The organism is Calothrix anomala FACHB-343 (genome assembly GCF_014696435.1).
GTDB classification, from domain to species: Bacteria; Cyanobacteriota; Cyanobacteriia; order Cyanobacteriales; family Nostocaceae; genus Aulosira; species Aulosira anomala_A.
Genome location: NZ_JACJQG010000100.1, coordinates 1 through 21,063, shown reverse-complemented (window position 1 = coordinate 21,063; position 21,063 = coordinate 1). Strand labels below are relative to the sequence as shown.

Genomic DNA, 21,063 nt, shown 5'->3' with positions numbered 1-21,063 from the left:
ACTATAAATGCCATTTAATATCTCGACAACAGGCGCTGGCTTAAAATTGATTTTCTGAGTCTTGGCAACAAATGTAATAACATCAAGAATAGATAGATTGTTAGAATCAGTGTCAGAGCTTCCTAATTCTTTAAATAGGTCAGGAGCACTAGCATTAAATTTTTGATATAATTCATCGACTAATGGTACAGGTTTTAGCAACAAATCTACAATCGGCCTAATAGGTTCAACTACTTTCCCAATAGTGTTCTTAATTTTACCAATAAAGCCATCTTGTAAACTAGAAATATCAAGCGTAATATCGCTTAGTGAAAAGCCATTTGAATCTAATTTAATAGAACCATTAATATCAGGAACAGCAGGGATGTAACTAGGAGCATCTTTAAGATCCGTTTTAATCTTAAAGTCAAATAATTTGCTATTACTAGGATTTTTAAATTTATAATTATTGATATTATTCAGAGCTATTTCATAACCAAAACCGAGATTTTCTGAAGGAGTTAAAGTAACACCTAAAACATCACTAAAAAGCTTACCACTTATTCCTGAAGCGTTGTCTAACTTTATATCTAAACTAGCTTTGGAGTTATCTTTGTTAAGAAAAGCAGATCCCGTAGAATTAACACCAAACTCTAATCCATTTAGACTAAGATTTAGGATAGGTTTAATGCTTCCCCCAAAGTTTCCAAAGCCAGCAGACTTAAACAGACCCAAGGTGGGATCAACAGGTAAACTGGATAAAGTCAGTTCTTTATTGAAGTTTAAATTTATTTTAACTTCGTTGCCACTCTCTAATCCTTTAACAAAATCAATGACATTGGTATTAAAGCCTAACTTTGTCAAATTCTGATCTACTTTCTTATTAAGCTCGGAAACCAACGCATCAACATTGCCAAAATTGGCAGACTGAATATCTTTGATAACAGACTGCAAATCATTAATGACCGCGATCAACTGACTGACCTGAGTATTATCTTTTAGCTGATCGCCAATTACTGGCAAAGCCTTGAGAATACTATCTGTTAGAGTAGATTTAATACCGTCTAGTATAATGCTGACTTCACCTAAAGAGCTTTTGAGCTTGTCAAGGCTAACAGCTTGCTCAATTTGAATGACTTGCCCATCAAGATTAATGGTTGCTGAATCATCTTCTCCTCTCAATACATTTAATTGTTGAGGTGTCAACTCAGCCCCTTGTACTACCAGTGCAAAAATTTCTCCTTCATCTCCAGGTGTATCAAACGTGTTAATTCTGGCATCAACAAAATGCCCAATCTCCTCTAGCAACACGGCTGCGATCGCTCCTACATTTCCTTGATGTTTTGCAATAAATTCTTGTGATAAGTAAATTCTGTTAGTCGCCGCAGCAAAAGCACCATTTGCTCCATTGATATCGGTTGCATGGCGAATCTCTATCTCAGGGAATGCACTCAAATCTTCTACCAACCACACTGTTTTTAAAGAGTTAACATCAGCCCCTTCTCCAGTCGGGAAAAACCTGCGGAAATTGCAGCTTTAGAAGGCGATCAATTACCAGTTCGTACTTTAGCTTTATCAGGATTAGAAGTCGCCGCCGGACAAACAATTTTGACACTCAAAGGACTATCAGGTTCTGAAGATGAAACACGGCAACTGGTTGAGTGTTACGGTGGTAATCCACTAGCTTTAAAAATAGCTGCCACTTCAATTCGGGACTTGCATAAAAGCAATATTGCCAGTTTTCTGACCGCAGGTACAACTATTTTCCAAGGTATAGGTAATCTCTTAGAGCAGCAATTCCAAAGGCTTTCCACCTTAGAGCAACAAGTAATGTATTGGCTGGCAATTCATCGGGAGAAAGTATCCCCAGATAAATTGCAAGCAGTCTTGACACCAGCATTGTCTAAGCCTCAGTTAATGTCATCGCTAGAGTCTTTACGCTGGCGTAGCTTGATAGAATGCAATACGGTTGGATTTACACAGCAACCTGTCGTCATGGAATACGTGACAGACTCCTTAATTGAACAAGTCTGCCAGGAGATAGTTACAGAATCACCAAAATATCTGCTGACTCATGCTTTGATGCAAGCTCAAGCAAAAGACTACATCCGCGACAGTCAAATTCACCTGATTGCGCGGCCGATCCTCAATCAACTAGAAATAACCCTTGGTTCTGTTCATCAACTGGAGCATAAACTCGGCAGATTAATTAGAAGGTTGCAAAATGAAGCTATTGATACAGTTGGCTATGGTGGCGGCAATCTGCTGCATTTATTGGCACAATTAGAAACTGATTTAACTGGATATGACTTTTCTCATCTCAAAGTCCGCGAGTGCGATTTGCGTTGGCGCAGCCCGCCGCAGGCATCGCTCAATTTACATCGCGTTAACTTTACCCAAACAACGTTTCGAGATTGTGTTTTTGCTGCAACTTTTGGCGGCATTACTAGCGTCGCCTTTAGTGCTGATGGATGCCGTCTTGCTACCAGCGATACAAATGGAGAAATTAATATTTGGGATGTCAGCAATAGTAAACAGCTATTTAGCTGCAAAGAACATAACAGTTGGGTCTGGAATATTGCTTTTAGCCCTGTAAATCCAATTTTAGCTAGTTGCGGTCAGGATCATACAATTAAACTTTGGGACACGACTACAGGGGAATATCTCCATACTTTGCAAGGACACACTAGCATTGTCACATCGATAGCCTTTAGCCCTGATGGGAAATTTCTTGCTAGTACTAGCTATGACCATACAGTGAAAGTCTGGCATCTAGCCACAGGGAAATGTAGCCAAACTCTATTGGGACATCATGCTTGTGTGTGGAGTGTAGCTTTTCATCCCGCAGGTCAAATCTTAGCCACGGCTGGTGAGGATAATACAATCAAGCTGTGGGATAGAGAAACTGAATGCTGCGTGCAAATCTTGGAAGGACATCAGCAATGGGTAAAAGCGATCGCCTTCAGTCCAGATGGGCAAATATTAGCAAGTGGCAGTTTTGATCAAACAGTAAAATTGTGGGATATACATACTGGGATGTGTTTAATGACATTGCCAGGACACGCAGGAGTAGTAACCTCAGTAGCATTCAGCCCCAAGGAGAATTTGCTAGTAAGTGGCAGCTATGACCAAACTGTAAAGATTTGGGATATCAACACCGGGAAATGTTTGGATACACTAGAAAAGCATACAAATCGGATTTGGTCAGTTGCGTTTCACCCCCAAGGACATTTAATCGCCAGTGGTGGTGATGACCATGCAGCCAAAGTTTGAGAGATTGGAACTGGACAATGTAGCAAAACCTTCCAAGGACATAGCAATGCTATTTATGCTATAGCCCATAATGGGCAACAAAACTTACTTGCCAGTGGACATGAAGACCAAACAATCAAGCTTTGGGATATAAATCTTAATGCTTTGCAAAGCTCGAAGGTAAATATCCATCCTTTTCGCATATTACATGGACACAGCAATCGGATTTTCTCTGTCGCCTTCAGTCCCAACGGACAATTGCTAGCCAGCGCCAGTGCAGATCGCACGATTAAAATTTGGAGTCCGTATACAGGGCAATGTCTGAAAACCTTGCATGGGCACGGCAGTTGGGTATGGGCAATTGCTTTTAGTCCAGACAATCATTTACTTGCTAGTGCTTCCTACGACCATACAATTAAGATTTGGGATGTATCTTCTGGTGAATGTCTGCGGACATTGCAGGGGCATCCGGGTTCTGTCCTAGCGATCGCTTTTAGCCAAGATGGTAAAACTCTCTTCAGCAGTGGCTATGATTCGATAGTGAAATGCTGGGATGTGGAAACAGGTAAATGTCTTCATACTTGGGAAGCAGATTCCAACCGCGTTTGGGCAATTGCTGTTAGTCCAGATAATCAATACTTTGCCACAGGTGGCGATCGCTCTTCAGTGCAACTGTGGGATATTCATTCAGGGGTGTGTTTGCGTATATTTTCCGGTCATACCAGCCAGGTACTTTGTATTTTGTTCACTGCTGATGGTAGCCGTATAATTAGCGGTAGTAGCGATCGCACTATTAAAATTTGGGATGTAGCTACTGGGGATTGCCTTGCCACATTACACAATCATCTCAATTGGGTGTGGTCGCTTAGTCTAAGCTTTGATGCTCAAACTCTCCTCAGTGCTAGCCAGGATGAAACAATCAACTTTTGGGATGTTTCTACAGGATATTGTTGGCAAACTTTGAGAGCAGCCCGTCCATACGAAGGTATGATGATCGCTGGGGTGGCAGGATTGACCGAAGCAGAGATCGCAACTTTGAAAGCTTTGGGAGTATCACAAGTTAACTGAGGCAGTGTGTTATCATGTCCGTTCAAATACCCGTCATTGCGTACTCCTTCAGAGAACCCGAAGTGTACGAAGTGAAACACTGGCAGAGGCCTTGTGATTGCTGCGCTCCACTTAGTTCCGCTCGCAATGACATATTAAGGGTAATTTGCCAGACATCATATAACTATCCGGTTTGTAGCTCAGATAAATTATTATCGCTGGCTTTTTCCGGTAAAAATCCACCTGCTTGCATTTGCCATAATCTATAATAAGCACCGCCTTTTGCGAGTAATTTACTGTGGCTACCATCTTCCACAATACGCCCTTGGTCGAATACTAAAATGCGGTCGAGATGGGCGATGGTAGATAAGCGATGCGCGACGACAATCACGGTTTTGCCATTCATTGCTAAATCTAGGGTATCTTGAATTGCTTTTTCGGTGATGGAATCGAGGCTAGATGTGGCTTCATCTAAAATTAGGATGGGTGCATCTTTGAGGATAACGCGCGCGATCGCAATTCTTTGTCTTTGTCCCCCTGAAAGTTTCACCCCCCGTTCACCCACGAGAGAATCATAACCCTCACTCATCTGAATAATAAAATCGTGAGCGTAAGCTTTGCGTGCTGCTTGAATTACTTCCTCATCAGTAGCTTCAAGTCGTCCGTAACGAATGTTTTCTAGTAAGGTGCGATGAAACAGAGACGGATCTTGGGGAATTAAGCTAATTTGGGCGTGTAATGCTTCCTGCGTCATATCGCGAATATCTACCCCATCGATGAGAATTTGTCCAGATTGGGGATCGAATAGACGCAAAATTAAATTAACAAAAGTTGATTTTCCCGAACCGGAAAAGCCTACCAAACCTACACGCTGTCCTGGTTGGATAGTAACAGAAAGGTCGTGAAATACTTGTTTTTCCGCCGAATAGCTGAAATTAACGCGCCGAAATTCAATTTTTCCGGTAGTGATGGAATGAGCGATCGCATTTTCTCGATCAACTAACTCATGGGGTTGCACAATAGTTAAAACACCATTGGCGATATTACCAATATGTTCAAATAAATCTAAAAATCTTCTACTTAAATTGCGGGCTTCACTAATAATTAACAGTGATAAGCTAGTTGCAACTACAAAATCAGCAGTTGCAATTTTTCCTTGACTCCACAAAGAAAGCGAGTAATACAAAGTAGCAATTTTCAAAATCGCTGCGGATATAAATTGAAACCAGCGAATGCGTTCTGAGTACCAATTAGCCTTTCTCACCTCTATAATTTCGCGTCTAAATCGCTCATTTAAATAGCGTCGTTCAAAACCCAAACGCGCAAACAATCGGCTAGCAGTCAGATTAGTTACTGCATCGACAATAATACCAGCTGTTTCACTTCTAGCGGCGGCGGCTTTGCGGGAATGAATTCGACAGCGAGTAGCTAACCAAAAGGAAATACTGATAAATAAAACTGCCCATATCCCTACCAATGCAGCTAAAGGCGGATAGGCACGATACAGTAAAATGATAGCGACGATATAGACAATGATGACTGACATAAATTCAGAAATCAGCATTTGCATTGTCTGGGTAACACCGTAAGCAGTTTCGTTGATACGCTGTGCTAAAGCACCTGCAAAACTACTACTTAAGTACCGATGGGAATGTTGCTGTAAATAAGCATAAAGTGAGCGAATAATATGCTGGCGGTGGATGGGATGGAGAATAGTTAATAACAGTCCCGAAGAACGCCCAAATACGACTTCACCTATACTTAAGGCAGTGAACAGCATTAAGGGTTGACTGATGGTTGCAAAAATCTCACTGCTGTTAACTGTCGATTTGGTTACACTGCGGATAATTTCGCCAATGGCATAGGGTAACATAATGCCACAAGTCGCGTGGATGATTTCCAAAATCACGGTTGCTATATACCACCAGCGAAATTGATTGACAAAATAGCAAATAAACTGGAATGAATTCGGCGGTAAATTGGGTGCTTCAGCAGCACGTTGAAAGGGTTGAGATGAACGAGATTTTTTCCTGGAAAAACGGCGATCGCTCTTTATCACTTTAACTTATCCCTGGTACTATAGCAAAAGGCAGATGGCAGAGGTTGAAACTTTGCTATTCCTAGCATTCACGCTTTCAAGATGTTCTTATCTATGTGACTACAGCTATATGATTAAACTGTTCAAGAATGGCGGGAATCTCATTCAGTTCATCGATGATTGCATCGGCTTCTGTAGTTTCCACCCAAGATAAGTTACGTTTCCAAATAGTTTTCATCCCAGCATTCTTTGCTCCTTTGATATCAGCTTCTGGATGATCTCCAACAAAAACACTATCCTGTGCTGCTGTTCCCAATTTAACTACGGCTCTTTGAAAAATTTCCGGGTTTGGTTTCCTTACTTGTTCAATTTCAGAGATTAAAATTATATCAAAATAATTCCGAATTTCTAATCCATCAATTGAACTATTTTGCATCTGCTCTAATCCATTGGTGACTATACCTAATAAATAGCCTTGCTGTTTTAAATAACTTAGGGTTTCAGTGAGAAAAGGGAAGGGAATACAATGGGACTGAAACTGAGTTTTATAATCTTAAAGTAAAGCTTGCCAAGTGATATCCTTGATTTTAAATTCTCCAACTAGGTTTTGATAAACTATATCTTTCCAAACATGACCGTGACAGTCTAAATCAATAAATCGAGTTACATAATCAGCTTGGGAAATATGCTTGAAGTGGGGATAAAATCTTTCATACTGGAATGTGATGAATTGTTTAATCGATGTATCACGGTCGAGTAGTGTATTATCTAAATCGAACAGAACTGATTTTATCATTTATAGAATTAGCAAACAAAGCTCTTGAGATGATACCTAATCTCTTCTCTGTGATAATGCAATTTATTTTTTAAATAAACCGCCAAGTACGCCAAGTACGCCAAGATAAGAGAAAGAAGAGAGTAATAATTTAAAAAAAGTATCTAACTTGAAAATAGGAGCTAGGGACTAGGGACTAAGGGAAAGGGATTTTCATATTTGGTTGCGAAATTTTTTAGTGAATGGCTAAGATGAAAATAGATGGCTATATTAGCCATCTTTAAAAGTAGACGCAAGAAATATATTTAAGATTTCTAACGCACAGCATCACCTTTGCGATATTCGGCGGTGATATCGTCTAACTTTTGTTTCAAGTTATCATCGAGTTTTACTTCAATTGCTTTGAGAGTGTCATTCAGCTGTTCTGGACGACTAGCACCAATAATGGGAGCAGTAATAATTGGATTAGCCAAAACCCAAGACTTCATCGGCAATAAAATGATCGCCATCAGGCAGTAGAGTAAAATCTACTTGACCTTTGACTTGGCGCAAGGTGGTGACAACCTGCTCTGTATCTTCAATTGAGAGTTTTTCGTCTTTTCCACCTTGGAATATTTGGATGGGAATTTCTTGGAGTGCAGCTAGTTGTGTTGGTTCTAATGTCTTAGGTGCGCGTCCGGAAACTGCTACCAAACCAGCGAAGCGCCCAGGATTAGAAGCGGCGATATGCCAAGCGCCAGCTGTACCTAAGCTAAATTCAGATATAATTACGCGGGATGGATCGATGGGTTGGGAGGCGATGAGATTATCTAGTAAAGCAATGACATCTGATTCTCTTTCTACCCAAGTTTGCCCTTCGGGAAGCTGGGGGGCTGCAAAGACGTAAGGTAAAGGGCTTGACTCATCCACAAAACGTGGTAAACCCCATTTCAACAGTATATTTAAATTGTTGCCGCGATCGCGCGCTCCATGCAAAAACAATACCAGGGGTGCGGGTTTATTGGCATCGTCAGCCACGGGTGAAAAAAGATAAGGTAAGGAACTATTGCTGATTTGTTGTATTGACATAGTTGTGAATCTTAAATAATTTGGGCATTGGGCATAGTTCACAATTTTCTTTGTCTCCCTTGTCTCCCTTGTCCCCCTTGTCCCCCTTGTCCCCCTTGTCCCCCTTGTCCCCCTGCTCCCTGCTCCCTGCCCCCTTGCTTTACTAACTAATCGCAACCTTAGCTGGCTGTTTCCACACTGCGGCGGCGTACAATGAGTCTTCAAAGTCGGGGGCGATGTTATTACCAGTAATGCGTGCTTCATGCTGTTCCCAATCGGCGAAGAATAAATCCTCGCTGATGCGGGATACTATTGCAGGGATGTCGCGGCGAATGCTGGGTACATCACCAATTGGCAAGCCAAAGCTGACAAAACCAGCCGGATTGAAGACATGAATGTCTTTGAGGTAGGGTGCAGTACCAGGTACTTTCTCTAAATATTCGTGGGCTTTGCCAAGGTAAGGGTGCGTTCCTAAATCTTCATCGTGCTGTTCGGTTGGTGGCTGATAGCGATCGCGCCACAAGGCAATATGCTGGGAAAAATCGGCTAGTTCGGGGCGCTTTGTGGGATCGACAAAGTAACCAGTACCAGCGATCGCAAAATCAAACTCGAAAATATCATCTTTTACTTGGGCGACAATGCGATCGCCTTTTTCTTGTGCCGATTTCCAAGGTGCAGATAGATGCAGGTAAAAATTAGGAAAGGCGATTACTCGTTCAATTGCATCAGGTGGTGGTGTCGAACCTACTTGCCGAAATCGCCAAGCTTGAAACCAGCGAGCCGAATCGGATAGTTCTGGATAGTTAAAGTAAGCACCGGGATAGCCACGCACGCGATTTATAGGTAAAGATGCGATCGCTTCTCTGCGTGCAAACAGATGTACTTCCTTGGCTCCCGATTCCAACGCTACTCCTGCAGCATCGAAAGCTGAAGCCGCCGCACCCAATACCGCTACAGTTTTACCGCGCAATGCTTCAAAGTTAATCAACTCGGAGGTATGTGCATATAAATTGCGAGGTAAATCAGCTAATACAGGCGGTATATACGCGCCACCAGTACCAGCCACACCGTTAGCGAAGATAATTTTGCGGGTAGTTTCTATTTGCGATACACCGTCTACCTCAAGGTGCAAGCGCAAGAAACCTTCAGCAGGCTCAACTCTTACTAACTTCGTCCGGTAACGTACTGAAATACTGAGAAACTGACGATACCAGCTAAGATATTCAGCCCAGAGTACTCTGGGAATCCGGTCAATTGCTGCGTAAGCTTCAGCACCATGTCGCGCTTCATACCAAGCTTGAAAGGACAATTCCGGAATACCTAATTCCGGGCCTGGTAGGTTCTTCGGCGTGCGGAGCTTTTTCATTCTTGCTCGTGTTAACCACACACCAGCAAGGCTTTCATCTTCGGCGGCATCAATTACTGTCACGCGACCGATACCTGCACGCCGCAGCGCAAACGCAAAGACACTACCGCTACCACTACCACCAACAATTGTGACATTGTGGTCAATACCTGGGCGATCGCTCACCCAGTTTTCCGGATCGGGGCCGATGAGGCGCAGTGCCTCACGAGCGCGAAAATCTAGGTCAGTCGTTGTTGTCATGTCGATTTCCCGTTATGGATTGGGGGAGAAGAGGCAAGGGGGCAGGGAGCAGGGGGCACAAGGGGGACAAGGAGGACAAGGGAGAAAGAAATAGTTAACCAATGCCCTATGCCCAATGCCCTATTCCCTATGCCCTAGCAAAGCTTTTATCTAATTGTGGTGATTGGATTTGAGCTACTTGGGATTCGATAGCTGTACCCTTGAAGAAGTTGGAGTTGGCTTCGGTGTAGAATTTGTAGGGATTAGCGAATACGTAAGCTTTGAAGTCAGCTTCGGAAATTACGCCTTCTTTCACCAATTCCCAGCTTTCTGCGAGAGGATCTGTTAAATCGGGTACATCCCAGTGACCGACATCTGAGGAATAGATGGCGTTAATCTTCACGTTTAAGGGATTGGCTTTGTCGTTGAATGCTGCGCCGATGGTGCGATCGTCAGATTCGGAACCAAAGAAGAAACTATTCACCCAGCGATCGCGAATATCTTCAATGCTTTCAATTCCGGCTGCGGCAAAGTCTTCTAATTCTTTACCCACTGGTTGACGGCTATGACGCGCAAAGGAAGAACCCAGGACACTCTTGACCAATTCTTCTTTAGTTAAGGAATACCCTTGGGTGATTTCGCCACCGAAGCGCTCAAACAACTCGAACAACTCATCAGCGTTTGTCAAGTCTGGGTTGTAGTTTTGTAGCCCCTGAAGATTACGCTTGGAGTAACGATCTACTAAATGAATGTAGACATGAGCGCCCCAATCTGCGCCACCTTCGAGCATTCCCACGCGCAATTGTGGGAAGCGTTTGGTGACACCACCAAAGAACAACGCCTTTGCAAAAGCTTGAGAACCATCGGCAAAGTGACCGATATGGTTATTCATGTAGTTACTGATGGAGGAGCGACCAGTCCAACCTTGGCTGCCGTAGTGGGTAGTAATGGGCACACCCAACTCTACAGCTTTAGCCCAGAATGGATCGTAGTCATATTCACTATCTAAACCAAAGAAGTCTATGTAAGAAGCATATCTAGCAACTTCTGGGTATTTATCAGCAGGATATTTATCTGCGATCGCTTTAATTGGTCGTTTTACACCACCAGGAATATTTGCAACCTTTAGCCCTAGTGTATTTACTGCAAATTCTAACTCTTCAATAGCTTCTTGAGGAGTAGTCATCGGAATACCAGCTACCACCGTCAGGCGATCGCTATATTTGCGATATAAATCAGCATGATAGTGGTTAACAGCTCGTTGCAGGGCTTGGCGATTCTCTGGGCTGGCTCCAGCAGGCGCAAGGACGTTATTGGGAAACAGTACAGAATAATCTGAACCTTGTTCCGCCTGACGTTCATACAGTAATTCTGGCAGGATGTATGTAGCTAAATCTAGAGTATTTTTTGTCACTCTCGCCCACCAGGGAGAGCGAATTGTGCGATTGTATTGACGTTCTTCAGGTGTTTGTTGATACCAATCTTTACCATCTGCTTTGGAGTTTAGACGAGATGATTCAGCCTTGCGCAATTCGTCTACAAGTTTTGCACCGCCATATTTAGCAATGTAATCTTCTAGTGCTGGTGTGAAATCGTTGGTATGAACGTCGGTATCGATTACTGGATAATCTAGGGTAGCTCTGATTGCGGCTGAGGTTGATGTCTTTAATCTGCTATATTCAGTCATTTTTTCTTCCTCATATTTAGCTAAGATTTTCAGGTTATGTAGAGCATCAGGAAAACCTGAAATGGGAGGCGCTCTACAAAAAACACGCTTGAAACAGTAGAGTTTAAGCATGAGTGAAAAGTCCAAGAGAATTATTTGGAGGGTTATACCAATTCAAAATTAATAGGACTTACGCAAAGTTAACGGAATAATGAACCGCAGAGGACACAGAGAACACAGAGAGAAGTCGGAGCGCCGGCTTCCGGCGATGGCTTTGCCAACGTCTTCGACGAACAGAACTTCGGTGGGAATAAGAGTTTGAGAGGTTTTGTGGGTAAGTCCTATAATGCTTTCTTGATGTAGATCTGTATCAGAATTTTTGTGAATTGGGATAACGCACCTAGCAAAATTTATGCTGATACTAAATTTTCATTTGCTTGTTGCACAGCCAAACGATTACCTGGACGACGTAAGCCAAGGTTTTCGCGCAAGGTGCTACCCTCGTATTCAGTGCGGAACAGTCCGCGTTTTTGCAGGATGGGGACAACTAAATTTACAAAGTCATCTAATCCTGTAGGTAGAATTGGAGGCATGATATTAAAGCCATCTGCTGCACCATTGTTAAACCATTCTTCTAGTTGATCGGCAATGGTTTCGGGAGTACCAAGTATAGTCCGATGGCCTCTTGCAGTAGCGAGAGAGCGGTACAACTGACGCAGCGTTAAACTACCGCGAGTAGCTAAATCTTTCACTAATTTCAGACGGCTCTTATTGGTGTTGGTGTCGCTTGGTAGTTCGGGAGCTAGATCGTCTAGAGAATATTTCGATAGATCCACACCTTTGTAATAGGTTTTTAAAATACCCCAAGCGACATCGGGATGAATTAATGATTGTAGAAACTCGTATTTTTCTTGTGCTTCTTCTTCTGTACGCCCAATAATTGGGAATGCACCAGGCATAATTTTTAAATCATCCGGGGAACGTCCATATTTTGCCAATCTACCCTTGATATCGGCATAAAATTCCTGAGCATCTGCGAGGGTTTGATTAGCGGTGAAAATTACCTCAGCAGTACGCGCAGCTAAATCTCGCCCAGCTTCCGAGGCTCCAGCTTGGACAATTACGGGGTAACCTTGAGGCGGACGCCCGACGTTTAAGGGGCCTTTGACGGAGAAATGTTTACCTTTGTGGTTGAGTGTGTGTAGCTTCTCTGGATCGAAATAAATACCTAATTCTCTGTCACGGATAAAGGCATCATCATCCCAACTATCCCACAGTCCTTTGACGACTTCGACAAACTCTTCCGCCCGTTCATAACGCAGGCTGTGATCTGGGTGATTTTCCAGTCCAAAATTAGCGGCGGCGTTATCATTACCTGTGGTAACTACATTCCAACCGGCGCGTCCTTTACTCAAGTAATCTAGAGAAGCAAACTTCCGTGCTAGGGTGTAGGGTTCTTCGTATGTAGTTGAGGCGGTAGCGATGAAACCGATGTTTTGAGTGACTGAAGATAAAGCAGAGAAGAGAGTCACAGGCTCGAAATGGGCGATTTTACCATTACGACACTGATTTTCGCCACCATTACCCCAAACTCCTGGGCTATCTGCAAGAAAGACTGCATCAAATAACCCTCGTTCGGCTGTTTGGGTAATTTCTTTGTAATGCTCGAAATTCAACCCTGCATCTATTTGCGCGTCAGGGTGTCGCCATGCAGAGATATGATGTCCAGTGGCTTGAATAAATGCACCTAACCGAAACTGACGTTTTTTGCTCATCTACTTTGTTCTCTTCTTCAATAATGCGGTTCGCTAATAGCGATCGCTTTTCTCACAACATCAGTCATCATTTGACTGCTGCTAAAACACTTTGGCTGATTTCTAACTGCTCAAAACTCATTGCTTGGCTTGATAACCTGACACATCTTGGTCAAACCCTTATCAATAGCTAGTAAGTGACTTATGAAAAGACGAAAGTTTAAGCTTTCCACTACTGACATACGCCCAAAAAATAATTGTATCTGGATGGCAGATTTATAAAATCCTTTGACTGTAAGGCTTTGAGGTAATCATGTCTGGTATAGGCATTCACCCATAACTGGACAATCAAGATACAGCTTACACAATCCATCCAAAAAAAGATGTGCTGGCAAACACAAGTGTATGATATACGAATTATTAGGTTATCAAACATTAAATATTGCAAAGTATCCGGTTAGGGGCTAGGGAAGGTATGCACAAGGCGATCACGTTGGGTGTTGCAGAGAAACTATCACCCGCAACGAGGGTATTAAAAAAGTTATTTGCTGGCTAAATTTATCACCCAATAATAAATAATTCTGAGCGATGGAAAACATCACTCAGAACTTTATTGAGGAAAAGGAATCAGTGTAAATTCTAGCGGAGTATTGTTAAATTTGATTCATGATAAACCAGTAAAATATTGTACTAAGCTCCAGAGCGATCGCTTGTAGAACTTTCTGGGGGCTGATCTTTACTTCTTTTACAACTAACCAAGTTATTTTGATCGGGATTATTAGCTGCAAATACATCTACTGAGCCAAATGTGATAATAGATGCTGCAATTAACAAAATTGCATATTTCATTGATTTTTCCTGATTTGCTATTAGGTTAACTTCTCATCTCCAGTAGCTACTGGTAAATCTTTTTGAGCGCTATACTCTGTCCAAGAACCTTCATAAATCCTGATTTTGGGATAACCCAGAAGATGCTTTAAGACAACATATTGTAATGTTGCTTCTCGTCCGGTGCTACAAGAAACAATAATATCATTTTTGGGGTCAATCTTTTTATCAGCGAGAATCTTCTTAATCTCGTCTAATGACTTTAATTTGTGAGGATTCTGAGCATCCATAAATGTTACCCAAGGAATATTCCGCGCTCCTGGAATATGTCCGTTACGTATCCAAATATTTTCTTCACCTCGGAATAATTTTTCAGGACGAGGATCGATAAATGTCACTCCTGGTTTACCAATCAGTTTTTTCACATCATTTAAACTGACGCGAACTGAAGGGTTATCTTTGACTGTGAATTTACCAACTTTGTACTGCGGAAATTCTTTAGTGACATCATTTGCAGCTTTATAACCTGTATAGCCACCATCTAATACAGCGATATCTTTTAATCCAGAACGTTCTAGTAAATAAGCAACCATTGTTGCGCCTAAAACATCTCTACCATCTGAATAGATAAGCACGCGGCTATTATTTGTTAATCCTGAATTGGCAAAGATTTGTCCTAACTTTTCGTTATTCCAATACTGTACGGGTAAACCTTCTCTGGGGCCGCGAAAAGCAGTATCAGCAATATTCACAGCACCAGATAAATGTCCCTCTATATAGTCGAGAGGAAAATTCCTGACATCTAAAATTCGTAAATTTTTATCTTGAGAATTTTCTGCCAGCCAATTAGGCGAAACAAACTGAATTTTAGCGCTAGAGTTAGCTGAAAATGCTGAAAGTGGTGATAAAGGAAGAATCAGGAAGACAGCAAAAAATATTGCTAACGCAGTAAATATTTTCGGCTTTAACTTGGGTTTTTTTAACCTGGAAAAGAAATATTTTAAACTCATGTTCGCACTCCTAAATATCTAACACAAATCTTGTGTAATTCTGCAAAATAATTTCCAATGCATCCTTGATTAAAGGCTGCACAAATTTATTTTTATCTGCCTTCGCAAATAAAATACTGTAAACTTATCGATTAAACGTACTTAATATAAAGTAGCATCTCATGTCCAGCAACAGAACACAAGTAATGGAAATTGCCAAAATGACACTTTATCTATCAATATTTTGTATTTTCAGCATAGATTTAACCAATGATAGTTGATTAGCGATGCGTTGCGTGACAACACAGTCTACAGGTGAAATCAAGTAAATATGGTGAAATTAGTAATGTTTGATATTGATGGCACTCTAACTGAATCCAATCACTTGGATAATGAATCATATTTACAGGCGTTGTCTGAAGTATTTGCTGTCTCGGAAGTATCAAGTGATTGGACATCATATACTCATGTAACAGATGCTTGCATTTTAAAAGAAGTGTGTCAGAGTAAACTTTCTCGCATTCCTACATCGAGAGAGGTTGAAGTATTTCAACAGCGTTTTGTAGAATTACTCGTTGATGGCGCACAAGCAAGTAGTGGAGTCAAAGCAATACCCGGTGCATTTGAGATGTTGCAAAGGCTACTTTTGTCTGATGACTATCTCTTAGCCTTTGCGGGAGGCGGTTGGGCAGCATCAGCAATATTCAAGTTAAAATCGGCTCATCTTCCTATTGATAATATTCCCTATGCGTTTTCGGATGATGACGATTCACGAGAGGGGATAATGGCGATCGCACTTTCTCGCGCTGAAATTTATTACAATCAAAGTTTCCCAGAAGTTGTTTACATTGGCGATGGTGTTTGGGATATTCGTTCAGCACGTAAGTTAGGATATGGATTTATTGGTATCGCTTCAGACAATGCAGCCCAAGCATTATTTAAAGAAGGTGCGACTGATATTTTTCCTAACTACAATGACTACGAGAGTTTTTTGCTAACCTTAAACAAGTCTAAAGGCATAACGAAAGGTGCAACTGTTTCATAAGCTTTAGGAGAGGTTGGTGATTTCTGACATATTTTAGGTGTTTTTTGAAAGCAAAGTTTTTCAACGCAGAAGAACGCAAAGTTCGCGCAGAGATCCGCAGAGTGTTACTGAGTTAAATTTGTAGCTGTAATAGTCCTGTTGTTAATGCTTGATCCCACAAAGGTGTGTTTTGGATTGCTGATACGGGAAGTGGTGGATTAATGGGTTGTGTGCTGTGGTTATTAATTAAGAAAGATTGCTCTGGTTGGAGAGATAATTGCCAAAATCCTATATCAAGCCACTTGCCAAATTTAAATCCAACTCGGTGAAAGACTCCAACAGACACAAAACCAATAGCTTCATGTAAAGCTAAACTGGCTGGATTGGGTAAAGCGATCGCCGCCACTACGTTATAAAATCCTTGTACTTGCAGTAACTTCAATAGCGCTGTATACAAGGCTTTGGCAATTCCTTGGCGGCGATATTTCTCACCAACATATACAGAAGATTCTACAGACCATTGATAGGCTGCACGGGTACGATAAGGACTAGCATAAGCATAGCCGACAATCTCACCATTAATTTCGCAAACTAGCCAAGGCATTTGCTGTTGGTAGTTCTCGATCCTCTGTTGAAACTCAACTTCGCTGGGTGGTTCTAACTCAAAGGAAATTGTCGTTTCGCGGACAATTGGCGTATAAATTGCCAGCATTTGTGATGCATCTCGTTTATCGGCTAGTCTAAGTCTCGTTTTCACTGTAATTGAACACTTGCTTTCTCAGAACAATTTGTGATATTTTTCTGTTTAGAGCTAAAGTACGGTAATTCAGTCAATTTACCGTATTTTATTTCATAACTCAATCTCCAAACCCATGCTGAACAAAGAGTACTGGTTGCGAAATACGCGCATCAGTACTTATTGCGCAGCATTTTGGAATTAAGCTTCCATGCAAATACAAACTGTTGGTATTTTAAGTCCTGGTGACATGGGACAGGCGATGTCTGACGACAAGCCGCTTCGCGTCTACGCATCTGTACTCAATCGTCATGGATTAAAGACAATTGCTGCTTTAGACAATCGGAGCGATGTCTACGACGGGCTACGCCTACGCACTCGACAACTAGCAACCGCCGCTAATGTTCAAGATGTCGGTTCAATTAAACAACTAGTAATTGAATCGGATATTGTGCTATCAGTTCTAGTTCCCGCCGCCGCCACTGAAGCTGCAAGCCAAGTAGCTGAGGTAATAGGCAATATCGGTAAGAATATTTTATATGTTGATGCCAATGCCATCTCACCCCAAAAAGTCAAAAATATTGCCCAAATCATCGAATCACAAGGCGGACAATTTGTCGATGCATCAATAATTGGCCCGCCTCCACGAGTTCCCAATCGCACCCGCATCTATGCATCAGGAAAACAGGCTGTAGAACTCCAACAATTGCGCGATTATGGCTTAGATATCAGGGTGATTGGCGATGAAATTGGTAAAGCTTCTGGGTTAAAGATGTCCTACGCAGCCCTCACAAAAGGATTGACAGCAATTGGCACAGAATTACTCATTGCAGCCCATCGCCTCAACTTAGATCAAGAATTGTGGGATGAAGTCAAGACTAGCCAACCAGAACTAGCAAAAACACTGACTCGTTCTCTGCCATCCATGACACCAAAAGCACATCGATGGATTGGAGAAATGGAAGAGATTGCAGACACATTTCAAGCCTTAGATTTAACCGAGAAGATTTTTCAAGGCGCAGCTGATGTTTACCGCCTAGTCAAAGAAACCTCTTTGGGTAAAGAAACACCAGAAGAAAGCGATCACGATCGCTCATTATCAGATATAGTTACTACCTTGTCCCAAGAATTTTTAAAGAGTCAATAGTCAACCGTCAACCGTCAACCGTCAACAGTTTAGTTGTCTCCTATGAGTAAAATACGTGCCGTTGTAGTCGATCCTTCTGTACCTGGGCGTTTAGTATTGCGTGATGTCGATGCACCTACCCCAGCGCCTAACGAAGCTGTGATTCGCGTAGCAGCCATTTCTTTGAATCGGGGAGAAATCAGACGTTCAACCATCGCAGAAGCAGGCTGGCGTCCTGGTTGGGATTTGGCGGGTGTAGTAGAAACCCCGGCTGCTGATGGTTCAGGCCCGGTTGTCGGCACAAGGGTTGTCGGGTTACTGCGGGGCGGTGCTTGGGGAGAATTGGTTTCAGTTCCAACTCACTCACTAGCAGAATTGCCACCATCAGTATCTTTTGCGCAAGCTGCGACATTACCAGTAGCCGGGTTAACTGCCTACCACGCATTACTCAAAGGCGGTTCAGTTTTAGGACGCTCAGTATTAATTACAGGTGCATCTGGTGGTGTAGGATACTTTGCTATTCAACTAGCAAAACTTAGTGGCGCAAAGGTAGTGGCGCATATTCGCCGCCCAGAGTTTGAGTCTTTCGTGAAAAATGCTGGTGCTGATTCTGTAATTATTGGTGAGAATATTGCCGCAAATGATCAATCTGCTCCCTATCACCTAATTGTTGAGTCAGTAGGTGGTAAAACATTAGGCACAGCTTTGAATTTGTTGGCAAAGGACGGTACTGTTGTGCTGTTTGGCGTATCAGCAGGTGCAGAAGTAACATTTAACGCCCAGCAATTTTTTGCTACAGGTGGCGCAAGTTTGTACGGTTTAATATTATTCCACGAACTACAACGAGAATCAGCTGCAATCGGACTTCAAAGACTTTTACGTTTAGTAGAAACCGAACAATTACGTCCTCACATTGATATTGAAGGTGATTGGACACAAATAGCCGATGTTGCCCAGAAATTATTAGATAGAACCTACCCAGGCAAGGCAGTATTAAACATTTCTAATTAAATCTTTCCAGTCATTAAAAATAGCCAATAAATTTTTCAACAGTCAACAATTCAGGTGATCTGTAGGGGCGGGTTCATCCAGATTCGGATTATAAAAGTGAAGATATTTGTAAACCAGCCCGTACCGCAGTCAACAGTCAACAGTCAACAGTCAACACCTATCAAATTTTAGCGATTAATGAATAAATTCAATTTAGTAATTTTTGATGCCGATGGTGTGCTTGTAGATAGTGAAATCATCGCCAATGTTATTTTGTTGGATATGCTCAATGAAATCGGCTTATATCTAACTTTAGAAGATGTGTTCGATATTTGTGCTGGTAAATCTACTGCTATTTGTCTAGAAACTATTCAAGATATTCTCGGTCAACCTTTACCGACTAAGTTTGCTGCTGAATTTGAACAACGCACAATGCAAGCTTTTATAAAACACCTCAAACCAGTGCAAGGAATACATGATGTTTTAAGTAAACTTAATCTTTCTTTTTGCGTAGCCTCAAATAGTAGTCATCAATGGCTCAGACAAGCTTTATTAAAAACAGATTTATTCAGTTATTTTGCTGGCAAAATATTTACTACCACAGGAATTATACGTAGTAAACCCTATCCAGACGTATTTTTATATGCAGCTGAAACGATGGGTTTTTCTCCAGAAGAATGTGTAGTAATTGAAGATACACCAACAGGTGTGATGGCTGGAGTAAATGCGGGGATGACTGTATTTGGTTATTCCGAGTTAACGAAACCAAAAAAACTCAGAGAAGCTGGTGCATCTGTTGTATTTAATGATATGAGATTATTACCAAAATTGCTGGAGCAGGAAAATAATTATCTTGTTAGTAGTGCTATTGCTATTTAGGCAGAGGGCACACTTCGACTTTGCTCAGTGTGCAGATGGGAAGAACAAGTATTATGTATGATGGATAATGCTTACTTTCACGTATTTTGATAAAGGGAATTGAAGGCGCGATCGCTATTCTACAAACATCATTCTCTTGGGTACTTGATTATTTAATATACATCTGATATTTATGGCAATTACTAAAAAATACTAAAAATCTATCGATTTTGCGTATATTATTAAATATCATTAACCAAGTCACGAAAATATTGAAGTAAGAAAGACTAAGTAAGTCGGCAATAATAAACCAAACTATTTCATGCAATATAAACATTGTCGAAACTCTTACCAATGACAAATGACAAATGACAAATGACATTAATTGTGCCGACTTACTTAAGTTATCTGTAGATATTCACAGCAAAAACATCTAGGAATTCATGTCATGAGCTTAGATCTAAAACTCTCAGGTAAAACAGCAATTGTCACAGGCGGTAGTGCGGGTATTGGTTTAGCGATCGCCAAGTCACTCTATACTGAAGGTGTGAATGTAGTCATTGCAGCTCGTAACCCAGAACGGTTAGAGAATGCAGTTAGCGCTATCCAATCCCTACCCACAACAGGGGCGAAAGTCATTTCTATCAGTGCCGATTTAACTCAAGCCGAGAGTGTGGAGCGAGTAGTTTCCACTACATTACAGCAGTTTGGCCAAATTGATATTTTAGTCAATAATGCTGGATCAGCCCGTGCTGGGTCTTTCCTCGACTTGAGTGATGATGTATTTTTAGATGCTTGGAACTTAAAATTATTGGGCTATATTCGCCTAGTTAAAGCCGTTGTTCCCCATCAAAAGAGTCGAGGGGATGGACGAATTGTCAATATTATCGGTGGTGCAGGTAGGACACCTCGCCCTAGCTTCCTTCCAGGTGGGACAACCAACGCTGCCTTGCTCAACTTTACAAGAGGAATTTCTAAAGAATTAGCCGATTACAACATTCGGATTAATGCCATTTCTCCTGGTGCGACTGCTACTGAAAGAGCCGAACGTTTAGCTGAACAAAACGCCCAAGCGCGAGGGATTACAGTTGAACAAGCAAAAGCAGAAACCCTACAAGGAATTCCTCTAAAAAGAATTGCCCAACCAGAAGAAATTGCTGCATTAACCCTATTTTTAGTCTCCGATCTCGCTGCTTCAATTACAGGCACAGAGATTATCGTTGATGGGGGAAGTACGCCAGGAGTGTAGGGTATAAAGCTAGTGGTCTGTCCCATTAATTTTGCTGGGTTGCACTAGCTCATGATTAAATAGTAATCTAGGTGCAAACGTACCCACAAACTCACAGGCGATCGCTTGCAAGGAAAAAGG

Annotated in this window: 17 protein-coding genes and 2 pseudogenes; 8 read left to right on the top strand and 11 right to left on the bottom strand. The window is 41.8% G+C overall.

Annotated elements, in window-relative coordinates:
- Positions 1–1,587 precede the first annotated feature (1,587 nt).
- From H6G08_RS34330 to H6G08_RS34325, 3 genes and pseudogenes are all read left to right on the top strand, one after another.
- The gene (locus H6G08_RS34330; RefSeq protein WP_190551374.1) at positions 1,588–3,252 is read left to right on the top strand and encodes a WD40 repeat domain-containing protein; all 1,665 of its coding nucleotides are present in this window, start codon (positions 1,588–1,590) and stop codon (positions 3,250–3,252) included.
- Positions 3,253–3,255: 3 nt separating this feature from the next.
- Positions 3,256–3,369, top strand: a pseudogene (locus H6G08_RS38425) (hypothetical protein); the annotation flags it as partial.
- 27 nt (positions 3,370–3,396) lie between these two features.
- Entirely contained in the window at positions 3,397–4,299 is a 903-nt protein-coding gene (locus tag H6G08_RS34325; RefSeq protein ID WP_190551372.1) for a WD40 repeat domain-containing protein, read from the top strand.
- Positions 4,300–4,462: 163 nt separating this feature from the next.
- On the opposite strand, the gene H6G08_RS34320 is transcribed toward H6G08_RS34325, so the two are convergent.
- From H6G08_RS34320 to H6G08_RS34280, 10 genes and pseudogenes are all read right to left on the bottom strand, one after another.
- Positions 4,463–6,337: an ABC transporter ATP-binding protein gene (locus H6G08_RS34320; RefSeq protein ID WP_313943606.1), complete on the bottom strand. Its 1,875-nt coding sequence runs from the start codon at positions 6,335–6,337 to the stop codon at positions 4,463–4,465.
- Between the two features lie 91 nt (positions 6,338–6,428).
- A pseudogene (locus H6G08_RS37145) lies at positions 6,429–6,854 on the bottom strand (HAD family hydrolase); the annotation flags it as partial.
- A 15-nt stretch (positions 6,855–6,869) separates the two neighbouring features.
- On the bottom strand, positions 6,870–7,112 hold the full coding sequence (locus H6G08_RS37140; protein WP_199322851.1) for a hypothetical protein: 243 nt from the start codon (positions 7,110–7,112) through the stop codon (positions 6,870–6,872).
- A gap of 293 nt (positions 7,113–7,405) precedes the next feature.
- A complete protein-coding gene (locus H6G08_RS34310) occupies positions 7,406–7,564 on the bottom strand; it encodes a hypothetical protein (RefSeq protein ID WP_242046396.1) in 159 nt (52 codons plus the stop codon).
- A complete protein-coding gene (locus H6G08_RS34305) occupies positions 7,557–8,159 on the bottom strand; it encodes a carboxylesterase family protein (protein WP_190551371.1) in 603 nt (200 codons plus the stop codon). Before H6G08_RS34305 ends, H6G08_RS34310 begins: the two co-directional genes overlap by 8 nt.
- Before the next feature lie 142 nt (positions 8,160–8,301).
- Positions 8,302–9,744, bottom strand: a complete 1,443-nt coding sequence (locus H6G08_RS34300) for a SidA/IucD/PvdA family monooxygenase (protein ID WP_190551369.1) — start codon at positions 9,742–9,744, stop codon at positions 8,302–8,304.
- Between the two features lie 127 nt (positions 9,745–9,871).
- Positions 9,872–11,410 carry an amidohydrolase family protein gene (locus H6G08_RS34295; protein ID WP_190551367.1) on the bottom strand — a complete coding sequence of 513 codons (1,539 nt, stop codon included), beginning with the start codon at positions 11,408–11,410 and terminating at the stop codon, positions 9,872–9,874.
- A 389-nt stretch (positions 11,411–11,799) separates the two neighbouring features.
- A complete protein-coding gene (locus tag H6G08_RS34290; protein ID WP_190551366.1) occupies positions 11,800–13,164 on the bottom strand; it encodes an LLM class flavin-dependent oxidoreductase in 1,365 nt (454 codons plus the stop codon).
- Positions 13,165–13,833: 669 nt separating this feature from the next.
- Positions 13,834–13,992: a hypothetical protein gene (locus H6G08_RS34285; protein WP_190551364.1), complete on the bottom strand. Its 159-nt coding sequence runs from the start codon at positions 13,990–13,992 to the stop codon at positions 13,834–13,836.
- 20 nt (positions 13,993–14,012) lie between these two features.
- Entirely contained in the window at positions 14,013–14,981 is a 969-nt protein-coding gene (locus H6G08_RS34280; protein ID WP_190551362.1) for a sulfurtransferase, read from the bottom strand.
- A 310-nt stretch (positions 14,982–15,291) separates the two neighbouring features.
- On the opposite strand from H6G08_RS34280, the gene H6G08_RS34275 reads away from it, so the two are divergent.
- Entirely contained in the window at positions 15,292–16,005 is a 714-nt protein-coding gene (locus H6G08_RS34275; protein WP_199322850.1) for an HAD family hydrolase, read from the top strand.
- A gap of 112 nt (positions 16,006–16,117) precedes the next feature.
- Here the strand turns inward: H6G08_RS34275 and H6G08_RS34270 are convergent, their stop codons facing one another.
- Positions 16,118–16,741 carry an arsinothricin resistance N-acetyltransferase ArsN1 family B gene (locus H6G08_RS34270; protein ID WP_313943600.1) on the bottom strand — a complete coding sequence of 208 codons (624 nt, stop codon included), beginning with the start codon at positions 16,739–16,741 and terminating at the stop codon, positions 16,118–16,120.
- Positions 16,742–16,931: 190 nt separating this feature from the next.
- Between H6G08_RS34270 and H6G08_RS34265 the strand changes: the two genes are divergently transcribed.
- The 4 genes from H6G08_RS34265 to H6G08_RS34250 all read left to right on the top strand — a co-directional run bounded on the left by H6G08_RS34265 (position 16,932) and on the right by H6G08_RS34250 (position 20,943).
- Positions 16,932–17,867 carry an NAD(P)-dependent oxidoreductase gene (locus tag H6G08_RS34265; protein ID WP_190551360.1) on the top strand — a complete coding sequence of 312 codons (936 nt, stop codon included), beginning with the start codon at positions 16,932–16,934 and terminating at the stop codon, positions 17,865–17,867.
- Positions 17,868–17,909: 42 nt separating this feature from the next.
- Complete coding sequence (locus H6G08_RS34260; protein ID WP_190551358.1) at positions 17,910–18,857, top strand: zinc-binding dehydrogenase; 948 nt, start codon at positions 17,910–17,912, stop codon at positions 18,855–18,857.
- 177 nt (positions 18,858–19,034) lie between these two features.
- Complete coding sequence (locus tag H6G08_RS34255; protein WP_190551356.1) at positions 19,035–19,715, top strand: HAD family hydrolase; 681 nt, start codon at positions 19,035–19,037, stop codon at positions 19,713–19,715.
- Between the two features lie 427 nt (positions 19,716–20,142).
- Positions 20,143–20,943: an SDR family oxidoreductase gene (locus H6G08_RS34250; protein ID WP_190551355.1), complete on the top strand. Its 801-nt coding sequence runs from the start codon at positions 20,143–20,145 to the stop codon at positions 20,941–20,943.
- Positions 20,944–21,063 lie beyond the last annotated feature (120 nt).

Coding starts and splice junctions, on each gene's coding strand:
- H6G08_RS37140 (WP_199322851.1), bottom strand. CDS start 7,112: ATGATAAAATCAGTTCTGTTCGATTTAGATAATACACTACTCGACCGT.
- H6G08_RS34305 (WP_190551371.1), bottom strand. CDS start 8,159: ATGTCAATACAACAAATCAGCAATAGTTCCTTACCTTATCTTTTTTCA.
- H6G08_RS34300 (WP_190551369.1), bottom strand. CDS start 9,744: ATGACAACAACGACTGACCTAGATTTTCGCGCTCGTGAGGCACTGCGC.
- H6G08_RS34295 (WP_190551367.1), bottom strand. CDS start 11,410: ATGACTGAATATAGCAGATTAAAGACATCAACCTCAGCCGCAATCAGA.
- H6G08_RS34290 (WP_190551366.1), bottom strand. CDS start 13,164: ATGAGCAAAAAACGTCAGTTTCGGTTAGGTGCATTTATTCAAGCCACT.
- H6G08_RS34285 (WP_190551364.1), bottom strand. CDS start 13,992: ATGAAATATGCAATTTTGTTAATTGCAGCATCTATTATCACATTTGGC.
- H6G08_RS34280 (WP_190551362.1), bottom strand. CDS start 14,981: ATGAGTTTAAAATATTTCTTTTCCAGGTTAAAAAAACCCAAGTTAAAG.
- H6G08_RS34275 (WP_199322850.1), top strand. CDS start 15,292: ATGGTGAAATTAGTAATGTTTGATATTGATGGCACTCTAACTGAATCC.
- H6G08_RS34265 (WP_190551360.1), top strand. CDS start 16,932: ATGCAAATACAAACTGTTGGTATTTTAAGTCCTGGTGACATGGGACAG.
- H6G08_RS34260 (WP_190551358.1), top strand. CDS start 17,910: ATGAGTAAAATACGTGCCGTTGTAGTCGATCCTTCTGTACCTGGGCGT.
- H6G08_RS34255 (WP_190551356.1), top strand. CDS start 19,035: ATGAATAAATTCAATTTAGTAATTTTTGATGCCGATGGTGTGCTTGTA.
- H6G08_RS34250 (WP_190551355.1), top strand. CDS start 20,143: ATGAGCTTAGATCTAAAACTCTCAGGTAAAACAGCAATTGTCACAGGC.